Source organism: Aquirufa antheringensis (genome assembly GCF_023921165.1).
GTDB lineage: Bacteria > Bacteroidota > Bacteroidia > Cytophagales > Spirosomataceae > Aquirufa > Aquirufa antheringensis.
The window spans coordinates 261688-283792 of record NZ_CP049835.1; the positions used below are offsets into that span (position 1 = coordinate 261688).

18 protein-coding genes and 1 riboswitch are annotated in these 22105 nt (G+C 44.8%); of the genes, 11 read left to right on the forward strand and 7 right to left on the reverse strand.

Going from position 1 to position 22105, the window contains the following annotated elements:
- Position 1 precedes the first annotated feature (1 nt).
- The 7 genes from trpC (at position 2) to G9X63_RS01280 (ending at position 6458) form a co-directional block, all read left to right on the forward strand.
- A complete protein-coding gene (trpC, locus tag G9X63_RS01250) occupies positions 2–784 on the forward strand; it encodes an indole-3-glycerol phosphate synthase TrpC (RefSeq protein WP_252623430.1) in 783 nt (260 codons plus the stop codon).
- 2 nt (positions 785–786) lie between these two features.
- On the forward strand, positions 787–1380 hold the full coding sequence (locus G9X63_RS01255; protein ID WP_252623433.1) for a phosphoribosylanthranilate isomerase: 594 nt from the start codon (positions 787–789) through the stop codon (positions 1378–1380).
- A gap of 2 nt (positions 1381–1382) precedes the next feature.
- Positions 1383–2570, forward strand: a complete 1188-nt coding sequence (gene trpB, locus G9X63_RS01260) for a tryptophan synthase subunit beta (protein ID WP_252623436.1) — start codon at positions 1383–1385, stop codon at positions 2568–2570.
- 1 nt (position 2571) lies between these two features.
- Positions 2572–3351 (forward strand): tryptophan synthase subunit alpha, encoded by a 780-nt coding sequence (trpA, locus tag G9X63_RS01265; RefSeq protein WP_252623439.1) that lies wholly within the window; start codon positions 2572–2574, stop codon positions 3349–3351.
- A 112-nt stretch (positions 3352–3463) separates the two neighbouring features.
- Positions 3464–3817, forward strand: coding sequence for a 50S ribosomal protein L19 (gene rplS, locus G9X63_RS01270; protein WP_130894795.1), 354 nt, complete (start codon positions 3464–3466; stop codon positions 3815–3817).
- A 116-nt stretch (positions 3818–3933) separates the two neighbouring features.
- Positions 3934–5085: a Gfo/Idh/MocA family protein gene (locus tag G9X63_RS01275; protein ID WP_252623441.1), complete on the forward strand. Its 1152-nt coding sequence runs from the start codon at positions 3934–3936 to the stop codon at positions 5083–5085.
- Positions 5082–6458 carry a Gfo/Idh/MocA family protein gene (locus tag G9X63_RS01280; protein ID WP_252623444.1) on the forward strand — a complete coding sequence of 459 codons (1377 nt, stop codon included), beginning with the start codon at positions 5082–5084 and terminating at the stop codon, positions 6456–6458. The genes G9X63_RS01275 and G9X63_RS01280 overlap by 4 nt, the downstream gene beginning before the upstream one ends.
- Here G9X63_RS01280 and G9X63_RS01285 read toward each other — a convergent pair.
- Together G9X63_RS01285 and fusA are read right to left on the reverse strand one after the other, a co-directional pair.
- Positions 6455–7165 (reverse strand): ABC transporter ATP-binding protein, encoded by a 711-nt coding sequence (locus G9X63_RS01285; RefSeq protein ID WP_130894798.1) that lies wholly within the window; start codon positions 7163–7165, stop codon positions 6455–6457. The genes G9X63_RS01280 and G9X63_RS01285 overlap by 4 nt on opposite strands.
- A 167-nt stretch (positions 7166–7332) precedes the next feature.
- Positions 7333–9426, reverse strand: a complete 2094-nt coding sequence (fusA, locus tag G9X63_RS01290) for an elongation factor G (RefSeq protein WP_252623447.1) — start codon at positions 9424–9426, stop codon at positions 7333–7335.
- Between the two features lie 147 nt (positions 9427–9573).
- Between fusA and G9X63_RS01295 the strand changes: the two genes are divergently transcribed.
- Complete coding sequence (locus G9X63_RS01295) at positions 9574–10242, forward strand: ComF family protein (protein ID WP_252623451.1); 669 nt, start codon at positions 9574–9576, stop codon at positions 10240–10242.
- 9 nt (positions 10243–10251) lie between these two features.
- On the opposite strand, the gene gldJ is transcribed toward G9X63_RS01295, so the two are convergent.
- Positions 10252–11451, reverse strand: coding sequence for a gliding motility lipoprotein GldJ (gene gldJ, locus G9X63_RS01300; RefSeq protein WP_130894801.1), 1200 nt, complete (start codon positions 11449–11451; stop codon positions 10252–10254).
- Positions 11452–11492: 41 nt separating this feature from the next.
- On the reverse strand, positions 11493–14837 hold the full coding sequence (gene mfd / locus G9X63_RS01305) for a transcription-repair coupling factor (protein WP_252623454.1): 3345 nt from the start codon (positions 14835–14837) through the stop codon (positions 11493–11495).
- A gap of 67 nt (positions 14838–14904) precedes the next feature.
- A riboswitch (TPP riboswitch) is annotated at positions 14905–14999 on the forward strand.
- 94 nt (positions 15000–15093) lie between these two features.
- Between mfd and G9X63_RS01310 the strand changes: the two genes are divergently transcribed.
- Positions 15094–17463 carry a TonB-dependent receptor gene (locus G9X63_RS01310; RefSeq protein ID WP_252623455.1) on the forward strand — a complete coding sequence of 790 codons (2370 nt, stop codon included), beginning with the start codon at positions 15094–15096 and terminating at the stop codon, positions 17461–17463.
- Between the two features lie 45 nt (positions 17464–17508).
- Here the strand turns inward: G9X63_RS01310 and G9X63_RS01315 are convergent, their stop codons facing one another.
- Positions 17509–18246: a glycosyltransferase family 2 protein gene (locus G9X63_RS01315; protein WP_130894804.1), complete on the reverse strand. Its 738-nt coding sequence runs from the start codon at positions 18244–18246 to the stop codon at positions 17509–17511.
- Positions 18247–18298: 52 nt separating this feature from the next.
- Between G9X63_RS01315 and G9X63_RS01320 the strand changes: the two genes are divergently transcribed.
- The gene (locus G9X63_RS01320; RefSeq protein ID WP_130894805.1) at positions 18299–19354 is read left to right on the forward strand and encodes a TerC/Alx family metal homeostasis membrane protein; all 1056 of its coding nucleotides are present in this window, start codon (positions 18299–18301) and stop codon (positions 19352–19354) included.
- Here the strand turns inward: G9X63_RS01320 and G9X63_RS01325 are convergent.
- A complete protein-coding gene (locus G9X63_RS01325) occupies positions 19351–20220 on the reverse strand; it encodes an AraC family transcriptional regulator (protein WP_130922727.1) in 870 nt (289 codons plus the stop codon). The genes G9X63_RS01320 and G9X63_RS01325 overlap by 4 nt on opposite strands.
- A 114-nt stretch (positions 20221–20334) precedes the next feature.
- Between G9X63_RS01325 and G9X63_RS01330 the strand changes: the two genes are divergently transcribed.
- The gene (locus G9X63_RS01330; RefSeq protein WP_252623458.1) at positions 20335–21129 is read left to right on the forward strand and encodes a phytanoyl-CoA dioxygenase family protein; all 795 of its coding nucleotides are present in this window, start codon (positions 20335–20337) and stop codon (positions 21127–21129) included.
- 123 nt (positions 21130–21252) lie between these two features.
- On the opposite strand, the gene G9X63_RS01335 is transcribed toward G9X63_RS01330, so the two are convergent.
- Positions 21253–22089 carry a dienelactone hydrolase family protein gene (locus tag G9X63_RS01335; protein ID WP_130894808.1) on the reverse strand — a complete coding sequence of 279 codons (837 nt, stop codon included), beginning with the start codon at positions 22087–22089 and terminating at the stop codon, positions 21253–21255.
- Between the last annotated feature and the right edge of the window lie 16 nt (positions 22090–22105).

Genomic DNA, 22105 nt, shown 5'->3' on the forward strand with positions numbered 1-22105 from the left:
GATGAGCATATTAGACCAAATCATAGCCACCAAAAGACAGGAAGTCGCCGCTTGTAAAGCGCGCACCACGACTGCTCAGCTCGAAAAACAAGGTTTTTTCGCGCGCGCTTGTCATTCCTTGTCGATGTCTTTAGTTCAGCCGGCTTCCACGGGAGTCATTGCTGAATTCAAGCGCAAATCCCCGTCTAAGGGGATTATTAACGACCGCATGGGCGTGGATGTGGTAACGAAAGGCTATGTCGAGGCAGGTGCAGCCTGTTTATCGGTGTTGACGGATGAGTCCTATTTTGGAGGAACCTATGCTGATTTTGATTTAGCACGTCGCACGAACCCGAATACGCCTATTTTGCGCAAGGACTTTATGATCGATGAATACCAAATCATCGAAGCAAAGTCCATGGGCGCTGACGTGGTGCTTTTAATCGCGGCGGCTTTAAGTCCAGCGGAAATCAAAACATTAGGAACGCTAGCGCGTTCATTAGGTATGGAAACCTTGCTGGAAGTGCACGATCAAGAAGAATTAGATCGTTCGCTAGGAGACTATATTTCCGTGGTAGGTGTGAATAACCGGAATTTGAAGAATTTTTCGGAGCAAAATGTGGAGGCCTCTAAGGTTTTGGCATCCAAAATACCGTCCCAATTCGTCAAGGTTTCTGAGAGTTGCATTTCGGGTTCGGAGATTATAACAGAATTAAAAACCTACGGTTACCGCGGTTTCTTGATAGGCGAAAGCTTTATGAAGACCGATAACCCAGGAAAAGCCTTAAGCGACTTTATTAACTAGGTATGAAGTGGAAAGTATGTGGCATGCGGGAACCAGAAAACATCCAAGAAGTAGCAGCTTTAGGGCCAGACTTTATGGGCTTTATTTGGGCACCTAAATCGCCACGCTACGTAGGACAAGATTTTGACATCCCGGCTTTGCCAGCAAAAACGAAGGCAGTTGGTGTGTTTGTGAACGAAACGACTGACAACATTATCGCCCTGTCTAAAAATGCTGGATTCTCGGTCGTGCAATTACACGGAGAAGAGGGCCAAACAGAAATAGAAGCCTTACAAGCAGCCGGATTACAGGTCATCAAGGCGATCAGTGTGGGCTCAGCGAAAGATCTCGATCTGACAGACAAGCCTGATTTCTATTTGTTTGATACGAAGAAAGGGGCTCAGGTAGGAGGAACGGGAGAACATTTTGATTGGTCATTATTAACGCAGTATAAATTAGATATCCCCTATATTTTAGCAGGTGGATTGCAGTTAGGGGATGTGGAAAAGGTGAAGGATTTTCCGGGCTTATATGCTTTGGACTTTAATAGTAAACTCGAAATACGTCCCGGATTAAAGGATGTCGAGCAAGTGAAAGAACTAGTAAAACAGCTATAATTATGTCATTTAATGTAGATGAGCGTGGGTATTACGGAAGTTTTGGCGGGGCCTTTATTCCAGAAATGTTATACCCGAATGTCGAGGAATTACGTTCTCGCTATTTAGACATTATCGCGGAACCCTCTTTTCAAGAAGAATTCCACGCCTTGTTAAAAGATTACGTGGGTCGTCCTACGCCGCTTTTCAAGGCAGAGCGTTTGTCTGCGAAATACAACACGAATATCTATTTAAAGCGCGAAGATTTGTGTCACACCGGTGCACACAAGATTAATAATACGATTGGCCAAATCCTCGTTGCGAAACGCCTTGGGAAATCAAAAATCGTCGCAGAAACAGGTGCTGGACAACACGGCGTGGCTACAGCCACGGTTTGTGCCTTGATGGGCATGGAATGTATCGTGTACATGGGCGCCATCGACATTGAAAGACAAGCTCCTAACGTGGCTCGTATGCGAATGTTAGGTGCACACGTAGTACCAGCCACTTCCGGTTCAAAAACCTTGAAAGATGCCACTAACGAGGCGATGCGCCACTGGATTAATCACCCAGTTGATACCCATTATATCATTGGTTCCGTCGTAGGACCCCATCCATACCCGGACATGGTCGCTCGTTTTCAGGCGGTTATTTCTGAGGAGATTCGTTTTCAATTACAAGAGAAAGAAGGCCGTGATTACCCAGACTACGTGATTGCGTGTGTGGGTGGAGGATCTAATGCGGCGGGTGCCTTTTACCATTTCTTAGATGAGCCTCGCACGGCATTGATCGCGGCGGAGGCGGCAGGTCTAGGCGTAAATTCAGGTCATTCTGCAGCAACTACTTTCTTAGGAAAGCCAGGCGTCTTACACGGAAGCAAGAGTTTATCGATGCAAACGGAAGATGGCCAAGTAATCGAACCTTATTCGATCTCTGCTGGCTTAGATTATCCGGGAATCGGACCTATGCACGCGCATTTGTTTGAATCTGGTCGCGCCACTTTTTACGGAGTGACGGATGAGGAGGCGCTAGTGGCTGCCGTGGAATGCTCCCAGTTAGAGGGAATTATTCCCGCTTTAGAGACGGCACATGCTTTGGCCGTATTCGAAAGATTGCAAGCTAAGCCGAATGAAATCGTGGTCGTTAATGTGTCCGGAAGAGGGGACAAAGATTTAGCGACTTACCAAAACCGTTTAAAATTGAATGACTAAGATGAACAGAATTTCAGCCCTTTTTGCTTCAGCGACTGAACCCATTTTGAATGTGTATACGACTGCTGGTTTTCCTCGTTTGGAGGATACGATGACGGTTTTGAACGCGCTGCAAGCAGGAGGCGTCGATATCATTGAGGTGGGAATGCCTTATTCTGACCCAGTGGCCGATGGGGAAACGATACAGCTTTCGAATCAAGCTGCATTAGAGCAAGGAATGAGCGTGGCGCATCTTTTCGAGCAATTGAAGGATATGCGTAAAAGCATTACGGTTCCCGTTCTTTTGATGGGTTATATAAATCCCGTTTTACAATATGGTGTGGAGGCTTTCTGCGCGAAATGTGCGGAAGTAGGCGTGGATGGATTGATTTTGCCAGATCTACCAATGGTGGAATACGAGGCGTCTTACCGCGAAATTTTTGAAAAATACGGTTTGTTCAATATTCTGTTAATTACCCCACAAACGAACGACGAGCGCATTCGCCACATCGATTCGGTCTCGAAAGGATTCATTTATATGGTCTCTTCTGCGAGTACGACAGGGGCAAAAACAGGGATCTCTGCTGATCAGGAAGTTTATTTTTCCCGAATTGCCGCGATGAATTTACAGAATCCACGTTTGATTGGTTTTGGAATTTCGGACCACGAGAGCTTTGTGAAAGCCTCTAAGAACGCCTCTGGGGCTATTATTGGTAGTGCGTTTGTGAAGATGATCGCGCAGGCGAAAGACCTTAGTGCTGAGATCGTTGCCTTTGTGCAGTCGATTAAAGGTAAAAACTAGGCAAATGTTTTTGGAAAGAAATATTTTTCCTATCTTTGCAACCCCAATCAGACGATCTTATGCACAAGTGGGCCGCTAAGCGCTGATTATCATCAAATAAAAATTAGTTCAGATGAGCGATTTAATTAAATTCGTAGAGCAAGAAAACGCAGCACGTAGAGGAGAACACCCTGAATTCGCTGCAGGAGACACAGTTAACGTACACGTTAAAATTCGTGAAGGTAACAAGGAGCGTATCCAGGTTTTCCAAGGTTTAGTTATTCAACGTAAAAATTCTGGTGCAGGTGAGTCTTTCACAGTTCGTAAGATCTCTAACGGTATCGGTGTTGAGCGTATTTTCCCAATCTTGTCACCAAACATCGACAAAATTGAAGTATTACGTCGTGGTAAAGTACGTCGTGCACGTTTATACTACATGCGTGGTAAGCAAGGAAAAGCGGCTCGTGTTAAAGAGAAGAAAAAATAGGTTTGAGATTTTTTATATAATAAGAAAGCTGTTCAGAAATGAGCAGCTTTTTTTATGGCCATTTATCAGTAATCTCAGCTAGAATTTTACTTTTGTAGGTAAATAAACCTATTGAAATGAAAACGAATGCTTCGAATCGCCGCGAATTCTTGCACAATGCAAGTATGCTAGGCGGTATGGCCTTTTTGCCTAGTTCTTTTAAAGACGTCACGAAAACCTTTGCCCCCGCTACACCGGAACGCATCATTGCACCCCGATTGAAATTTGGGGTGGTGGGAATTAACCATGGACATATCTATTCCATGGCGAACTCCATCATTAGAGGTGGCGGGGAGTTTGTCTCTTACTATGCGAAGGAACCCGATTTAATCAAGGATTTTGCGAAACGTTACCCCCAAGCGAAGCTGGTTAAAAGCGAAGCGGAGGTATTAGAAGATCCTTCTATCAAATTAGTGCTCAGCTCTATTACGCCTAACGAACGCGCCCCATTAGGCATCCGTGTGATGCAGCATGGGAAAGATTACATGGTAGATAAGCCAGGAATCATTAGTTTGGAGCAATTAGCGGAGGTTCGTAAGGTCCAAAAGGAAACGAAGCGTATCTATTCGATTTCATTCAGTGAGCGTTTTGAAAACAAAGCAACCGAACTAGCGAGCCAATTAGTTGCCTCTGGAAAAATAGGTAAAGTGATGCAAACCTTAGGAACAGGACCTCATAGAATGAGTGTGAATTCTCGTCCTGATTGGTTTTTTGACACGAAATATTACGGTGGAATTATCACGGATATCGCTTCCCATCAGGTAGATCAATTCTTACATTTTACGGGTTCGACGCAAGGTGAAGTAGTAGCCTCCCAAATCGCCAATCACCACCACCCTCAATATCCTAAATTCCAAGACTTTGGAGATTTGATGCTTCGAAGCAATAAAGGCTCTGGCTATATTCGGGTAGACTGGTTTACGCCGGATGGTTTAAACACCTGGGGCGACGGTAGATTGACCATTCTAGGTACTGATGGTTATATGGAAGTACGGAAAAATACAGATATTGCCTCTCCGCATGGAACAGGAAGCCATTTATATGTGGTAACGAATAAAGAAACACTTTACATCGATTGCAAGGATGTCAACTTGCCGCATGGGGAATTACTCGTGAATGATGTCTTACATAGGACCGAAACGGCCATGCCGCAAGCCCATTGTTTCTTGTCTACGGAATTAGCCTTAATTGCCCAAAAAAATGCAACTAACATATCGATCAAAGCATGAAACGGAGAAAATTTATCAATAACCTAGCACTAGGTGCTGTGGGTACATTCGGTTTCCCCACCATCGTTCCAGCGAACGTGTTAGGTGGGAAAGATGCGCCTAGCAATAAAATCAACATCGCCCAAATCGGCTGCGGACGTATCGCGCGCACTCATGATTTACCAGGCACTTGGAAGCACGACAAGGCGCGTATCATGGCCGTTTGCGATCTAGATCGCCACCGCACAGAGGAGACGAAGCAATTAGTCGAAGAATACTACACGAAGAAGACGGGCCAGTCGAATTACATCGATGTGAAGATGTACGATGATTATCGCGAGATGCTTTTGAATAAGGACATTGATGCGGTGATGATTAGTACGCCGGATTTTTGGCATGCACAACCTGCCATGGAAGCGGCCCTAGCGGGGAAAGATATTTACTTGCAAAAGCCCACCTCTCTGACGATTCATGAAGGTCGTCAACTGGCCAATGTGATTAAGAAAACAGGTCGCATCTTACAAGTAGGAACCCAGCAGCGTTCGACTTCTCAATTTAGAATTGCGGCCGAATTAGTGCGCAACGGACGTATCGGAAAATTACATACCGTTAAAATTGGTTTGCCAGGTGATCCATCGGGACCTCCGGCGCCAGCGATGCCAGTGCCGAAAGGGTTCAATTTTGATATGTGGTTAGGCTCTACGCCTGAAATGGCTTACACGGAGATTGCCGTACATCCTCAAAAGGGATATGATCGCCCGGGTTGGTTGCGTATGGAGCAATTTGGCGCTGGTATGATTACCGGTTGGGGTCAGCACCATTATGATTCTGCAGCTTGGGGAATGGATACGGAATACACAGGCCCCATCTCGGTAGAGGCGGTGGCGGAGTTCCCTAAGTCTGGACTTTGGAATGTACATGGTGACTTTATGTCGAAAGCAGAATATGCGAATGGCATCACGATGTACACTTCAGGAGGTTACCAAAATGGTATTCGCTACGAAGGCTCCGAAGGTTGGATTTTTGTGTCACGTGGCGATTATGCAGCGACACCAAGCGATCCTACGGCGAAAGTGCGATCGAAAGCCTTAGATGCGTCTGATCCGAAGATATTGCAATCCGTAATCGGAGAGAAAGAAACACACTTGTATCATTCGGAAGATCAACATGGGAACTGGTTAGATTGCATCGAATCGCGCAAGGAACCGATATCTCCCATTGAGATTGGGCACCGCGCTTGTACGGTTTGTTTGATTACACACGTGGCCATGAAAGTGCCGCGTAAATTACACTGGGATCCTACGCAGGAACACTTTGTGAATGATGCGGAAGCCAATACCTGGTTACGTAGAGCACAACGGGCACCCTACGGAACGGATCGGATTAAGTTTTAGATTTTTTCGACCTTTCTAACGTTTGTATTGATGATGTCAGATTCTACGACGCCATCGCGCAAACGAATGATGCGGTGAGCATATTGGGCAATATCATCTTCGTGGGTAACCATGACGATGGTGTTGCCTTTTTTATGCAATTGATCGAAGAGATCCATGATCTCATAGGAGGTTTTCGTGTCCAAATTACCCGTAGGTTCATCGGCTAACAAGATCGATGGGTCGTTGACTAGGGCGCGAGCTACGGCTACACGCTGTCTTTGGCCCCCTGAAAGCTCGTTCGGTTTATGTAAGGCGCGGTTGTCTAGACCAACCCCTTTCAAGGTTCTTAAAGCAATCTCTGTGCGTTCTTTCTTAGAATACCCCGCGTAGATTAAAGGCAAGGCTACGTTTTCGAGGGCTGATTGGCGGGGTAGTAGGTTAAAGGTTTGGAAAACAAAACCAATTTCCTTGTTTCTTACCGCCGCTAATTCATTTTCTGACATCTCAGATACATCTTGTCCATTCAAGATATATTTGCCCGTAGTGGGCGTATCTAAGCAGCCTACGATGTTCATTAAGGTTGATTTACCTGAGCCAGACGGACCCATGAAAGCGACATATTCTCCCTTGTTTACAGAGATGGTAACGTCTTTTAAAGCGTCAATCACTTCTTCGCCCATCACGTATCGTTTAGAAATGGACTGGGTCTCGATAATTTTAGTCATAGCAATCAAATTAATGAATTCAAAAATACATCCATTCTAGGAAACAATTCTCCTTTTTAGACAAAAGATAGCGGGGGAGGATGAATTGAGCGTGGGAAGGATGAGAGGTTTTGGCATAAAAAAAGCCCGAACAAATCGCTCGGGCTTTTCTTTATCTTCAAAGAATCTTACAATCCTTTTGCTTTCTTAACTACTTCGTCAGCGATGTTTTGCGGAACGAATTCGTAGTGAGAGAACGTTAACGATGCTGTTGCACGTCCTGAAGACATCGTACGTAAATCTGTTACGTAACCGAATAATTCAGAAAGAGGCACATCAGCCTTCAAGATAACAGCTCCTTGACGAGAATCCATCCCTTTCATGATACCACGACGACGGTTTAAGTCACCTGTGATAGGTCCAGTATATTCGTCTGGAGTAACTACGTCTACAGCCATGATAGGCTCCATTAACTTAGCACCCGCTTGTTTTGCTGATTCTTTGTAACCCATACGAGCGGCTAATTCAAATGATAATGAATCTGAATCGACATCATGGTATGAACCGTGGAATAAACGAACTTTCATTGAATCCATTGGGTATCCAGCCAAAGCACCATTTTTCATTGCTTCTTCGAAACCTTTTTGAACCGCAGGGATAAATTCACGAGGAATTACACCACCCACGATATTGTTAACGAATTCTAAACCTGGTTTGTCATCTTCTCTTGGTCCGATTTCAAATACGATATCAGCAAACTTACCACGACCACCTGATTGTTTCTTGTAAACCTCACGGTGTTCTGTTGTCTTAGTTAAAGACTCTTTGTAAGCTACTTGAGGAGCACCTTGGTTTACTTCAACCTTGAACTCACGACGCATACGGTCGATGATGATCTCTAAGTGAAGCTCACCCATACCCTTGATGATCGTTTGACCAGTCTCTTCGTTAGATTCAACTTGTAATGTAGGATCTTCTTCGATCAACTTCGTGATCGCTTTAGAGAAGTTATCTGCATCAGCCGTTTTCTTAGGCTCGATAGCGTATCCGATAACTGGCTCTGGGAAGTCCATTGCTTCTAATACGATTGGGTGTTTCTCATCAGAAAGAGTATCCCCTGTTTTGATGTCTTTGAAACCTACTACCGCTCCGATATCACCAGCACCTAAACGCTCGATCGAGTTTTGCTTGTTAGCGTGCATTTGGAAGATACGAGAGATACGCTCCTTATTTCCTGAACGGTTGTTCAATACATAAGAACCTGAATCTAATCCACCTGAATAAGCACGGATGAAACATAAACGACCTACGTAAGGGTCAGTTGCAATTTTAAAGGCCAAAGCCGCGAAAGGCTCAGACTCACTTGGCTTACGTAAAATCTCTTCGCCCGTATCTGGGTGAGTTCCTTTAACGCCTTCTTTGTCCATAGGAGATGGTAAGATTGCCATTACATAATCCAACATTGTTTGAACACCTTTGTTTTTGAAAGATGAACCACAAAGCATTGGAACGATTTTCATAGAAATCGTAGCGGCACGTAAAGCGGCTAAGATTTCATCTTCTGAGATAGATGCTGGATCTTCGAAGTATTTCTCCATCAAAGACTCATCAAACTCAGCTACTGCTTCTAATAATTTCTCACGGTATTCAGTCGCCTCTTCTAACATATCATCTGGGATAGGTACCTCAGTGAATGTCATTCCTTTATCTGCCTCGTTCCATTTGATACCACGGAAGTTAACCAAGTCAACTACCCCTTCGAATCCTTCTTCAGCTCCGATAGGCAATTGCAAAGGCACTGCGTAGCTACCTAACATTTCTTTCACTTGCTTACACACGTTTAAGAAATCAGCACCTGAACGGTCCATTTTGTTAACGAAACCGATACGTGCTACGTTGTAGTTATTCGCTAAACGCCAGTTAGTCTCTGATTGAGGCTCAACACCATCTACTGCAGAGAATAAAAATACTAGACCATCTAATACACGTAATGAACGGTTTACCTCTACTGTAAAGTCAACGTGACCTGGAGTATCGATAATGTTGATGTGGTAATCTTGATCGCGGTATTTCCAACCTACTGTTGTTGCAGCCGAAGTGATCGTGATACCACGCTCTTGCTCTTGCTCCATCCAGTCCATTGTTGCCGCACCATCGTGTACCTCACCAATTTTGTGGGAAACCCCTGCATAATACAGGATACGTTCCGTAGTGGTGGTTTTACCCGCATCAATGTGCGCAGCAATACCGATGTTTCTAGTGAATTTTAAATCGCGTGCCATTTTAAAAGGTTAATTATGAAATGATTTTTTTAATCCGTTTTTGAATCGTTTGCTAATTATCAAGTACTTGGACAACATTCTCGTTCGAGTACTTGTTTAGGGGTGCAAAATTACTGAAACTTAGTTAAATACAAAAGTTTTTTCCAAATGATTAATGCCTTTTTACAATTACTTTATCCCAAATGTTGTTTTGCTTGCGATCAGGTGCTTATTCGATCTGAAAATTGGATCTGTACCCGCTGTCGATTCGAACTGCCTAGCCCCGGATTATTCCTAGAACAGCCTAATTGGATCTCTCACAAGCTCGACGGATTGATTGAGTATGATCGCGTGCACGCCTATTATGTGTTTTCGGAGGGCGGGAAGGTCCAACATTTGTTACACCAGATAAAGTACAAAGGGCAGGAAAGATTAGGCGAATATTTGGGGGGCTGTGTAGGGCGGTCCTTTTCGGTTAAAGAGTATGATTTACTGATTCCGATGCCACTACATCCTTCTCGGCTAAAGGAACGAGGTTATAATCAAGCTGCTTGTGTGGCAAAGGGGATTGCGCGGGCATCTGGTATTCCCATGTCTGAAACACATTTACTAAGGACGAAACAGGTTTCTTCCTTGATCGGGTTGAATCGCACGGAACGCTATAAAACCTTAGAGGAAGTATTTGAAGTGCTGCGACCGGGCGAACTGGACGGACTGAGAATTTTGCTAGTGGATGATACGCTGACAACGGGTGCGACTTTTTTAGCGGCAGGGGCTAAAATAAAAGCAGCCAGCACGGGGAAATTGTCTTTCCTGGCGCTGGCTGCTTTAAAGTGAGTTGTTAACCTATCGCTTCGTTGGTTTTCCGGGAGCGAACATCGCGCAACGGAAACCGATCGTAGACGAAGAGGCGTCCTTATCTAAATAACGACGCGTACCTGGAGACAACCAATAAGGTCCATCTGCCCAAGAGCCTCCTTTGTAGACTTTGGCATTATCATTAATCAAGGAATTACCCTTGTCATATAATTTCGCAGGATCTTGTGCCTCGCTGCGACGCGCTGGATTCAAATCATTTACATCGTCTAGCGTTAAGGGACGGTAGGTGTCCATCGTCCACTCGTTCACGTTTCCGGCCATGTTATACAGTCCGAAATCATTCGCAGGATAGGAATAAACCTCCGCTGTGATCATAGCACCATCATTTGAACGACCTGCAAGACCTGAATAATCACCCCGTCCACGTTTGTAATTAGCTAACATTTGACCACGAGTTCTGCCAAAAGGCTGTCGCATCGAAGGTCCATCCCAAGGGTAAATACGTTGATTTTCTTGATTTTCATCCTCTTGCTGTGTCCCGATCATCGCTTTCGCCGCATATTCCCATTCTGCTTCAGTAGGTAGACGGTATTCTGGCAAGATTAACCCAGACTCCATGTTCGCAATCGGATTCTTCCGGTTTCTAGGTTTTCCCTTAGGGAAAGCCACATTTTTATTAACGACGGCAGTTCTCCAAGCGGCATAGTCATTCGATTGCTTCCACGTTACACCTACTACCGGGTACATACGGAAACCTGGGTGACGAAGATAATGCGTTACATAGGGATCGTTGAAGGCTAATTCATCTAACCAAACCGTCGTATCCGGCAAGGCTGCGGTGTACGCATTTAGGGTTGAATCACGCTTGATTGCGTCTAAATACTCTAAATAGTGTAGGTTCGAGATCTCCGTTTCATCCATGTAGAAGGATTGGATCGTGACTGTGCGCTGGCGGTTGTCATTGCGCTTCATCACGTCTTCCTCGCCACCACCTAGGGTAACGCGACCTCCTTCGATGAAGACCAAATTAGGCCCTACAATAGGTCCTTTATAGGATTTGTTGACTTGGAATCCGCCTTTTTTGTTGTTGTAGGCCAAACCCGTTACAGTGGATTTCTTACCCACCTTCAGGCTGTTCGGATTACCGTTCTTTAGTCCGCTAGGGCAAGAAGTGAGTAAAAACACACAGCTAAGCACTCCTAGGATCAATCTTAATTTCGTACTCATTTATATTCCTTTAATATAGAATCAATTAACAAAGGTATTAATTACCCTAAAATATCCACTAAAATAATATTTAATTCTTGAATACTACTCACCTTGTCGATTTGGAGAATCATTTTTCCTGCTTTTTCTCTTAATTGACATTGCCCCTTTTTGTTATTGACAAACGAAATAACCTTTACAATGAGGCTTTGGTCGAGCGGTCGAGCGGACTCTGATGAAACGAAATGGAACTTTAGGTTATTGTTTTTTAAGAGGATTTTTTCAATTCCCAAAACCTGAGCCTTCCAACGACACTTCACCAGTTCAATCATATCCTGAACTTCGTTTGGTAAATCACCAAAACGGTCTTTGATTTCCTTAATAAAGGCGGCCAGCGTTTCTTCGTCTTCGATTTCGTCTAGACGTGTGTAGAGGGCGAGGCGTTCGGAGATGCTTTGGACATATTCTTCTGGAATCAATACGCGCAAATCCGTTTCGATCGTGCAATCCACTTTGAGCATTTCTGCCACCTGTTCTAAATCGACTTCGAACAGTTTTCTGAACTCATTTTCCTTTAACTCTTGCACCGCCTCATCCAGGATTTTGTGGTACATGTCGTATCCCAAATCATTGATAAAGCCACTCTGTTCTGCGCCTAGTAGGTTTCCCGCACCGCGAATATCCAAGTCGCGCATGGCCACTTTGATGCCATCGCCCAGATCCGAGAATTCCTCTAAGGCACTCAAACGCTTGCGCGCATCGCTAGTTAAATTCGCTAAAGATGGCGTTGCTAGATAGCAATAGGCCTTTTTGTTTGATCTACCTACGCGACCCCGCATTTGGTGGAGGTCTGACAGACCAAAGTTATTCGCATTTAAAATGAAGATCGTATTCGCATTCGGAATATCTAATCCGGATTCGATGATGTTCGTCGCAACGAGTACATCGTAGTGGCCTTCGATGAAGCCCATCATAATTTTCTCGAGCTGATCGCCTTCCATTTGGCCGTGCGCAACGGCGATTTTAGCATCTGGGACTAAACGCAAAATGCGGTTCGCAATGCTTTCCAATTCACCAATACGGTTGTAGACCACGAAGACTTGGCCCCCACGACTAATTTCTTCCCTTACTCCATCACGCAAGATTTCGTCAGACAAGACAACTAATTTCGTTTCAACCGGCTGGCGGTTGGGCGGAGGTGTGGCGATGATACTTAAATCCCGCGCTCCCATTAGAGAGAAATGGAGTGTTCTAGGAATAGGAGTGGCTGTCAAAGTCAACACATCCACATCTACCCGCATTTCTTTCAAACGGTCTTTTACTTTCACCCCGAACTTCTGTTCCTCATCGATAATCATCAAGCCCAATTGCTTGAAATGCACGTCCTTGTTTACGAGACGGTGTGTTCCGATCAAAATATCGGTTTCGCCACTCGCCACGCGGGCTAGGGTTTCGTTGATTTGTTTGGTTGATTTGAATCGGTTCACGTATTCCACTTTGCAGGGGAACGCGGCTAAACGGTCGTGGAAGGTGCGGTAATGTTGCATCGCTAATACCGTTGTGGGCACGAGGACGGCCACTTGTTTCGAATCCGCCACAGCCTTGAAGGCAGCGCGAATCGCGATTTCCGTTTTCCCAAATCCCACATCTCCACACACCAACCGATCCATCGGATGCGGTTTCTCCATATCCGCTTTCACGTCAATGGTCGCTTTCGCTTGATCCGGCGTATCCTCATATAAGAACGAGGATTCTAGCTCGGCTTGTAAATACGTGTCTGGGGAGAAGGCAAAGCCTGGCGCGTTTTTGCGTTTGGCATAAAGGGAAATGAGCTCTTTGGCAATATCCTTTACCTGCTTCTTCACCCGAGATTTTTTGTTATCCCAATCCGGTGAACCTAGTTTCGACATCGAAGGAGGCGCTCCTTCTTTGCCGGAATATTTCGAAATTTTATGCAGGGAATGAATCGAAACGGATAAGACGTCGTCGTCGCGGTAAATTAGGCGAATAACCTCTTGTTCTCCGTTCGCGGTTTCTACCAAATTTAATCCCGCAAATCGACCAATTCCATAATCAATGTGTGTGACGAAATCACCCACTTGTAAAGATCTCAGTTCCTTTAGGGTTAAGGCCTTGTTCTTCGAGAACTTATTCTTTTCCTTATAGCGGTGGTAGCGCTCAAACAGCTGGTGGTCCGGGTAAAAGGCCACTTTGGTTTGCTCGTCCACAAAACCTTCGCGAAGCGAAATCTGCAAGGGTTTGAACTGAATACTCGTGTTGATTTCGTTAAAAATCACCTCGAGCCGTTCTAATTGCCGCGGGGATTCTGAACTGATGATATTGTGAAAACCATGGGTTTGGTTGTCTAAAAGGGTGGTCGCTAAACGCTCAAAATCTTTTTGGAATGCGCCAGGATTCTTAGCTGGAAACACGATCGTTTCCGAGTTTTTCAAGTGTGACCGCTTGCCATATTCTACACAGCCAAATCCCTGCAACGACTTTTTAATCGTCTTTGCGGTTTCCCAACGTTCTTCAGGTTTGTTTAACAGATTGATGTCAGACGAGGAATTAACCTCGTAGACCATTGTCCCTTTTTCAAAATTCTCTGTCAATACATCGCTCAATAGGCTCAGGTCTTTGATCCAGATTTTTGTGTTTTCTGGTAAGAACGTGAAAAAGGATTCCCGCGTCTCCTGGATCAGTTTTGTTTGCACATCGGGGATGAGGTGCATCGCAGAAACGGATTGAATGGAAAGCTGGGTTTCTGGGTGGAAAGTACGAATACTGTCTACTTCATCTCCGAAAAAATCGAGGCGGTAAGGATATTCCGCGGCGTATGAGAAGACGTCTAAAATACCTCCGCGAACGGAATATTGTCCCGCTTCGTAGACGAAATCCGTTCGTTCGAAATCATATTCGTTCAGCGTTTCGGCTACGAAATTGCGATCTATTTTATCTCCTACCCGGATGGATAAGGTGTTTTTGACCAAAGACTTTCGGTTAATCACCTTCTCAGTCATCGCCGCCGGATAGGAAACAATGGCGAGACTTTGGCCCGAATAATTACTTAAAATATTGAGTACTTCCGCGCGTAAAAGGACATTCGCATTGTCCACTTCTTCCCATTCGTAGGGTTTCTTGTGGGACATCGGAAACAAGATGACGGCCGTGTCGCCTATGAGGGCCTGCAGGTCATTGTAGACGTATTGTGCCTCTTCCTTTTCTTCACAGATGATGAGGAAAGGTTGCTTCTCTTTTAGAAAGGCAGACATCAAAACGGTGTCTAGGGAGCCGCAAAGGCCTTTTAGGTGGATGGATTCGCCCGGTTTGGACGTAGCTATCTTGTCAGAAATGCTTTGGACAATTCCGTCGCTCTGGTAGATACTGAGAAATTCTTTGACGATCATACGTGCAAAAATCCCCTACAAATTTTACGTAGGGCTTGCAAAGGTAGGAAATTTTGTATCTTTGTGCATCTACAAAAAGGGGTGCCCCTAAAAAAGGCTGAGATTATACCCATTGAACCTGATGCGGGTAGTGCCGTCGAAGGGATTTTGTCGAGTTTTTAGCGCTGAAAACTCAGAAAAAATCGTCAATGTAAGGGTTAAAAAGTTAAATCATAACAGGATTTGGCTCCTTTACCTGTTGCTAAAATTCAAAAAAATGAAAAAGGCAACAACGCTTATTATTACGCTTATTTTGTGTGTGCAAAGTGTATTTGCACAAAAAGTACAGGGAACCGTTTTTGATCAGGATACCAAAGCTCCTTTATGGGGTGCTTCCGTTTCAGTGAAAGGAAGTCAGAAAGGAAATGTGACGGATGCGAAAGGGCATTTCTATCTAACCGTCTCTTCTCAGGCCGTTTTAGTCGTGCGTTTTGTGGGCTATGATCCACTAGAAATCGCTGCCGATAAAGCCAGCCAAATCGCGCTGAAAAAATCCAATTTCTTACAAGATGAAGTCGTGGTTCGAGCGACTCGGGCGGATGAAAATTCAGCGATGGCCTATTCGAATGTCTCGGCTTCAGAATTAGGCAAAAGTAATCTAGGGCAAGACATGCCTCAATTACTCAATTTCACGCCGTCGGTTGTTACCACGTCAGATGCAGGAGCTAGTGTGGGTTACACGGGAATCCGTATTCGTGGTTCCGATGCGACAAGGGTGAACGTGACGGTGAATGGAATTCCAATCAACGATTCGGAATCTCAAGGGACCTTCTGGGTGAATATGCCGGATTTTGCTAGTTCGGTGAATTCAGTCCAAATCCAGCGCGGCGTGGGAACTTCTACTAATGGGGCTGGGGCCTTTGGGGGTTCGGTGAATATGCAGACAAATACGTTTGAGCCTAAGGCTTATGGCGAAGTGAATGCGTCTGGCGGATCTTTTGGAACACTAAAAACCACGCTCAAAGCCGGTTCTGGTCTATTAGGAGGAAAATTCACCATCGATGGCCGTTTGTCTCGAATTGTTTCGGATGGTTTTATCGACAGGTCTTCCTCTAATTTATTGTCGGCTTATTTTTCTGCGGGCTATTTTGGTGCTAAAAGTTTCATTCGATTGAACTACTTCACCGGGAAAGAGAAGACCTACCAATCTTGGTACGGGACTCCTGAAAGCAGGATTAACGGGTCAGTTTCTGAGATGCAGGCCTACATTGATCGAAATTATCTAACTGCTGCGGAGGCTGATAATTTAGTGAATAGTGGCCGTACCTATAATTATTATACCTATGACAATCAGACGGATAATTATGCACAGGACCACTACCAATTAATCACAAATCACCGTTTGTCGGAGGTTTGGAACTTAGACCTTAATGGACATTATACCTATGGAAGAGGGTATTATGAGGAGTTTAAGCCCGATGCGGCAATGGTGAATTATGGAGTGACTTCTATTGTAGCAGCAGATGTCATCCGCCGCAAATGGCTAGACAATGACTTTTACGGTTCGACGTTTGCCTTACATTATACAGGTTCTCAGAAATTCAAATTCACGTTTGGTGGAGCATGGAATCGCTATGTTGGGCGTCATTTTGGAGTGTTAGTTGATCCATTGCCAGGAGTAGAGTGGTACAGAAGTCGCTCGCAAAAAACGGATATAAACCTGTATGCAAAGACGAATGTGGTTTTATCAGATCACTGGAATGCCTACTTAGATTTGCAATACCGCACGGTGGGTTACCGGATGAAGGGAACGGCTGATAAGTTTTTGGCCCTAGATGCGGACAATACCTATGACTTTTTTAATCCCAAATTTGGCCTAACACATCAAATTTCAGAACAAGCTAAAGTGTATGCCTCTGTTTCTGCTGGAAGTAAAGAGCCGAGTCGTCAGGATTTTGTGGACAATCCAGGAGCCGCGCCTCGTGCAGAATATTTGCAAGATTATGAACTAGGCTACCAGCGTTCTGGTACTAAATATGGATTCCAATTGAATGGTTATTTCATGAATTACCAAGATCAGCTTGTTTTAACGGGTGCCGTCAATTCCACCGGGGATGCCATCCGCAAGAACGTGGATGAAAGTTATCGTTTAGGGGTTGAGGCTTCCTTGAATTATCAAATCACGAAGCGTTTGCTTTGGAATGGAAATGTGACGCTAAGCCAAAACCGTATTCGCCAGTTCAAAGAGGAAATAGTCGATTATGATACCTATGATTTGCCTATAATACATCACGAAAATACAGATATCGCGTATTCGCCCTCTTTTATCGCAGGAAATACGCTGACCTACATGGTAGGCGCTTTCGAAGCGAGTTTGTTGAGCAAGTATGTGGGAAAACAGTATTTGGACAATACCTCAGATGAGGCGCGTTCAATCAAGGCCTACGCGACTCAAGACATTCGCTTGAAATACACGATGAAGAAAGGCCCAGCCTTTACGTTGTTATTGAACAATGTATTGAACGAGCTATACTCTTCGAATGGATACACCTACTCGTATCGTTATGCGGGAGCAACGACGACCGAGAATTTCTACTATCCGCAAGCCGGATTTAATTTCTTGCTGGGAGCTAGTATTCGATTCTAATAAGCACAAAAAAGCCTCAGACCGTAAAATCTGAGGCTTTTTTATTTAGTTCATTAAATCCCATTTCCATCCCCATTTCGCGAGGCGGTATCGGACAGAGTACCAAAGTACGCCCAATCCATAGATGGAACTCCGTTTGAAATTAATCGAAGAGGCTTCGTCAAAATACTTCGTAGGGCAAGTCACTTCACCCACCTCGAAACCTTTCCAGAAAAGTTGCAAGACCATTTGGTTATCGAAGATGAAATCATCGTCGCATTTCGTGAATTTTACAGCCTCCAAAGCTTCTTTCGAAAATGCGCGGTATCCCGTGTGGTATTCGGAAAGCTTTTGGTCGATCATGATGTTCTGAAACAAGGTCAGCAAGCGATTCGCGATGTATTTGTACATCGGCATGCCGCCCTTTAAGGCCCCTTTTCCTAGGATGCGCGATGCGAAAACCACCGGATATAAGCCATTTCCAATGATCGAAATCATCGCTTTTAATAGCATGGGAGTGTATTGGTAATCCGGGTGCAGCATGATAACGATGTCACCACCTAACTCGAGAGCCTTCGTGTAACAAGTCTTTTGATTTCCTCCATAACCCAAGTTTTTATCGTGTCGAATCACGTGCTTAATGCCTACCGCTTTCGCCACTTCTACCGTATTATCAGGGCTGTGGTCATCGACTAAAATGACCTCGTCCACCCAATCGTGCGGGATTTCATGGTATGTTTTTTCCAGGGTTAGCGCTGCCTTGTAAGCGGGCATAACGACAATGACCTTTTTACCTTCGTACATATTTTTTCTAAGCTATTTTTGCGACCTTTGTTTGGCCAAAGTGTAAAATTAAATATTTATGAGCGAAACGCTATTTTTTCTTCTTTTTTCAGTGGGTGTGATGGCCGTGATGTTGATTGACTTAGGCGTATTCAAAAAGGATACGGCGGAGGAAGTGACTTTTAAGGAGGCGGGTTTTTGGACCGGCATGTGGGTTTTATTAGCGATTATCTTTTACTTTTTCTTAGGGTATAACGGGGCGATGGTTCACGGGATTACCGATATGGCTAGTTTGAAAGCCGTGCAGCAGGCTTACGCTAGTCACATTCATTTAGGGACGGGTTCGTACGCGGAGGCTTTAACGATTTTTCAGGATAACTTGTCGTTGGAATTTATTACGGGGTATTTAGTCGAATACTCTTTATCTGCTGACAATGTATTCGTGTTCATTTTGATCTTTAATTCCTTTGGGGTTCAAAAGCGGTATTACAAGAAAATCCTGGTGTGGGGTATTTTGGGAGCCATTATTTTGCGCTTGATTTTTATCTTCTTGGGCGCGGCCTTATTACAGAAATTTGATTGGATTATTTACGTTTTTGGGGCGTTTTTAGTGTATACAGGGGTGAAAATTCTTTTCTCTTCTGGAGAGGAAGAGCACATCGAACCGGGTGAACATCCGGTTGTAAAGATCTTATCGAAGTATTTTAATGTGTATAAGCGTAATGTGATTGGGCGATTCTTTGTGCGCATGAAGACAGGGAAATTATTTATGACTCCCATTTTTGTGATCGTGGTTGTCATTGCCTTTACCGATATTTTATTCGCAGTGGATTCTATTCCAGCGATTTTCTCGATCTCGAAAGATCCCTATATCGTCTTCTTTTCTAACGTTTTCGCCGTGATGGGACTTCGTTCCCTTTTCTTTTTTCTCTCTAGTTTGATGGGCTTGTTCCGTTTCTTGCCTATGGGTTTGGGCGTTTTATTGAGCTTCGTGGGAGGCAAAATGTTAGCGCATTCGAAGCTGGAAGAATGGGGTTTTGGGACGCTATCTTCCTTAGGGGTGATCATCGGAATCTTGACGATCAGTATTCTGTTGAGTGTTTTATTTCCTGCGAAAAAGGAGGCTTAATGCCATTCGTTCACCATTTTACGGTATTGCAGTGGAGGCGTATTCATCCAGGCTTTGAACTGCTTATTAAAATGGGAAATGTTGCCAAAACCGCTCTCAAAGCACACCTCAATCATGGGTTTATTCGTCGTGCGCAATAGGGTGCAAGCGTGTTTCACCCGAAATTCCGTCACTAATTCAACAAAGGTTTTGTTCGTCACTTTCTTGAAATAACGGCAAAAAGCCGTTTCCGTCATGTTCGCTAAATGGGCCACTTCGTCTAAATGCACTTCTTGGGTATAATTTGCGATGACATAGGCATAAACTCGATTGATCCGCTCAAGATCCCCTTCCGCGATGGCATAATTTCCTTCTGTTGTATCGATGGCCTGCACATCCGCGGTGGAAATTCCGATGGTATGTAGGATTTGTAAGAAAGCCAAAAGTCGCGGAAACGGCGCCATCTCTGCCAGAGCCAGCATATTTCGCGCAATTTTATCTTGCGTAGGTCCCACGATGGAGAATCCCGTTTTCGCTTTTTCGAACAAATTTTTCAAGCCGGCACAGGCTTCATGGCTGAGAAATTCCTCTCCCAGAAAATCTTTCCTAAAGTGGATAACCAAAGCCTGCGCCCCTTCCGGATCTGGATCTGCTAAAAGCCAATCTTTCTGGTGGTTCTGCCAGCAATGGGGTAGGTTTTCGCCTAGTAAAACGAGATCGCCCGGTCTAAAATCCGTAATCTGGTTTCCAATGAAACGCTTGCCTTCGCCTGCGATAATGAGTGTTAATTCTAATTCAGGGTGGAAATGGTAGGGTGCGTCAAAACGGGCCTGTTTCACATGTTTGATTTGAAATCCAGAGGTGAGGTGTTCGCGCTGTGCTTTCATTTAATTTTAGCCTTTCGGAGTGTGGGGATTCGTAAAAAGGTAAAATTGCATCTTTTTTGGCCAAAATAAAGGTAGCCCGCTAAAATATTTTCTGAAATCTTTGCCAGAAAAAAGATGCTAAACCAACCTTTTTCTGTCTCGCCTGAGCAAAGAGCCTATTTCACTGCGAATGGCCACGCCTACATTCCTGGATTAATCTCTGGCGCTGAATTACAGCCCTATCGTCAGGCGATTTTGGACTGGGCAGCTGATTTTAGGGCGCAGCAAAAGCCGATGGAAGAACGTGATACGTACGGAAAGGCCTTTTTGCAGATGATGAATCTGTGGGAGAGTTCTGAAACAGTGAAGGAGTTCACGCTGGCAAAACGTTTCGCCTCGGCGGCTGCCCAATTATTAGGCGTTCAACAGGTCCGTTTATACCACGATCAAGCCTTGTTCAAAGAACCTGGCGGAGGTCATACCCCTTGGCACCAGGATCAATATTATTGGCCACTGGATACGCCTAAAACGGTGACGATGTGGATGCCTCTGGTGGACATCGAAGAGGGGATGGGAATGCTAACGTTTGCCTCGAAATCATCCGGTGCTGATCTACCTAAGCTGGAGATTTCTGATGCATCTGAAGCTTTAATCGGGGATTACGTGGCTAATCAAGGCTATGAAATTGTGGCCCAAAAATCTATGAAAGCGGGTGATGCCACCTTTCATTTAGGTTGGACATTGCACCATGCGCCCGGAAATCAATCGAATAAAATGCGAGAGGTGATGACCATTATCTATATGGATGCGGAGGCTCGGGTAATGGAGCCACAAAATCCGAACCAAGAGGCAGATCGCCAGCACTGGTTGCAAGGTTTAGCACCCGGATCGCCCGCAGCTTCTGCCCTAAATCCCCTTATCGGAGATTAGGACAGTCGCAGGCATTTTTCTTAAATAAGGACCATTTTTTCTTGTAAGGCTTCGCTTGGTAGCGACGGCTCGCACACGAGCTAGCTAACATGGAAACACACAAAAGAAGAAGTATATAGCGCATTATTTTAATCGAGCTTTGAAGTAATTGATCGCCATTCCCCAAGCTTCCTCCGTAGCCGCTTTATCAAAAGCCGGGTTCGAAGGATTCGCAAAGGCGTGTTGAGCATCGAAGATTTTCGTTTGAATGCCTTTGCCAGCCGTCTTCATATTGGCCTCAAATTCCTTCACTACCGTCGGGTTAATGAATTGTTCCTTACCCGCAAAAAGACCTAAGACGTCTGTTTGTAATAATTTTAACTGCTCTACTTCCTTCACTGGCATACCGTAGTACATTACGCAAGCAGCGGCTTGTTTGCCCGCTAAGATGGAAGCTTTTAACGATAAAGATCCGCCAAAACACCAGCCCACCGTCGCAATCTTCGCTTTCGGTCCAGCGAAAGCAATGGCACCTTTGATGATGGCTTCCAGACGAGCTGGATTCGCACCGCCCATATATTTAGCGGCATCTTCCCGAGTGGTTGCGACTTTCCCGTCATACATATCCACCGCTAAGACGTTCACATTACCTAAAGTGCTGTAGAAATGTTCGGCTTCTCTTTTGATGTGGTCGTTTAGGCCCCACCATTCTTGGAAAACGAGGAGTGTATATTCCGTGGGTTTGTCTGCTGGGATATAGAAACCTTTGGCCATCTGATCATCCGGCGTCTTAAATTCGACCATCACGCCACCTGCTTTACTTACATGGTGATAAGGCTTAGGTAGTGCGTGAGATTTGATGAATGTTTTATTGGATGCCAAAAGCTGCATTCCATCCTTCTTTACGAAGCAGCAAGAGACCTGAGAATAGGCGAAAAACGAGGCGAAAACGAGCGCCAAGGTTGCGATATATTTTTTCATAGCTTGATTTGATAAA

Coding starts and splice junctions, on each gene's coding strand:
- G9X63_RS01295 (WP_252623451.1), top strand. CDS start 9,574: ATGATTAATGCCTTTTTACAATTACTTTATCCCAAATGTTGTTTTGCT.
- G9X63_RS01275 (WP_252623441.1), top strand. CDS start 3,934: ATGAAAACGAATGCTTCGAATCGCCGCGAATTCTTGCACAATGCAAGT.
- rplS (WP_130894795.1), top strand. CDS start 3,464: ATGAGCGATTTAATTAAATTCGTAGAGCAAGAAAACGCAGCACGTAGA.
- G9X63_RS01280 (WP_252623444.1), top strand. CDS start 5,082: ATGAAACGGAGAAAATTTATCAATAACCTAGCACTAGGTGCTGTGGGT.
- G9X63_RS01315 (WP_130894804.1), bottom strand. CDS start 18,246: ATGTACGAAGGTAAAAAGGTCATTGTCGTTATGCCCGCTTACAAGGCA.
- trpC (WP_252623430.1), top strand. CDS start 2: ATGAGCATATTAGACCAAATCATAGCCACCAAAAGACAGGAAGTCGCC.
- gldJ (WP_130894801.1), bottom strand. CDS start 11,451: ATGAGTACGAAATTAAGATTGATCCTAGGAGTGCTTAGCTGTGTGTTT.
- trpA (WP_252623439.1), top strand. CDS start 2,572: ATGAACAGAATTTCAGCCCTTTTTGCTTCAGCGACTGAACCCATTTTG.
- G9X63_RS01310 (WP_252623455.1), top strand. CDS start 15,094: ATGAAAAAGGCAACAACGCTTATTATTACGCTTATTTTGTGTGTGCAA.
- fusA (WP_252623447.1), bottom strand. CDS start 9,426: ATGGCACGCGATTTAAAATTCACTAGAAACATCGGTATTGCTGCGCAC.
- trpB (WP_252623436.1), top strand. CDS start 1,383: ATGTCATTTAATGTAGATGAGCGTGGGTATTACGGAAGTTTTGGCGGG.
- G9X63_RS01255 (WP_252623433.1), top strand. CDS start 787: ATGAAGTGGAAAGTATGTGGCATGCGGGAACCAGAAAACATCCAAGAA.
- G9X63_RS01335 (WP_130894808.1), bottom strand. CDS start 22,089: ATGAAAAAATATATCGCAACCTTGGCGCTCGTTTTCGCCTCGTTTTTC.
- mfd (WP_252623454.1), bottom strand. CDS start 14,837: ATGATCGTCAAAGAATTTCTCAGTATCTACCAGAGCGACGGAATTGTC.
- G9X63_RS01285 (WP_130894798.1), bottom strand. CDS start 7,165: ATGACTAAAATTATCGAGACCCAGTCCATTTCTAAACGATACGTGATG.
- G9X63_RS01325 (WP_130922727.1), bottom strand. CDS start 20,220: ATGAAAGCACAGCGCGAACACCTCACCTCTGGATTTCAAATCAAACAT.
- G9X63_RS01330 (WP_252623458.1), top strand. CDS start 20,335: ATGCTAAACCAACCTTTTTCTGTCTCGCCTGAGCAAAGAGCCTATTTC.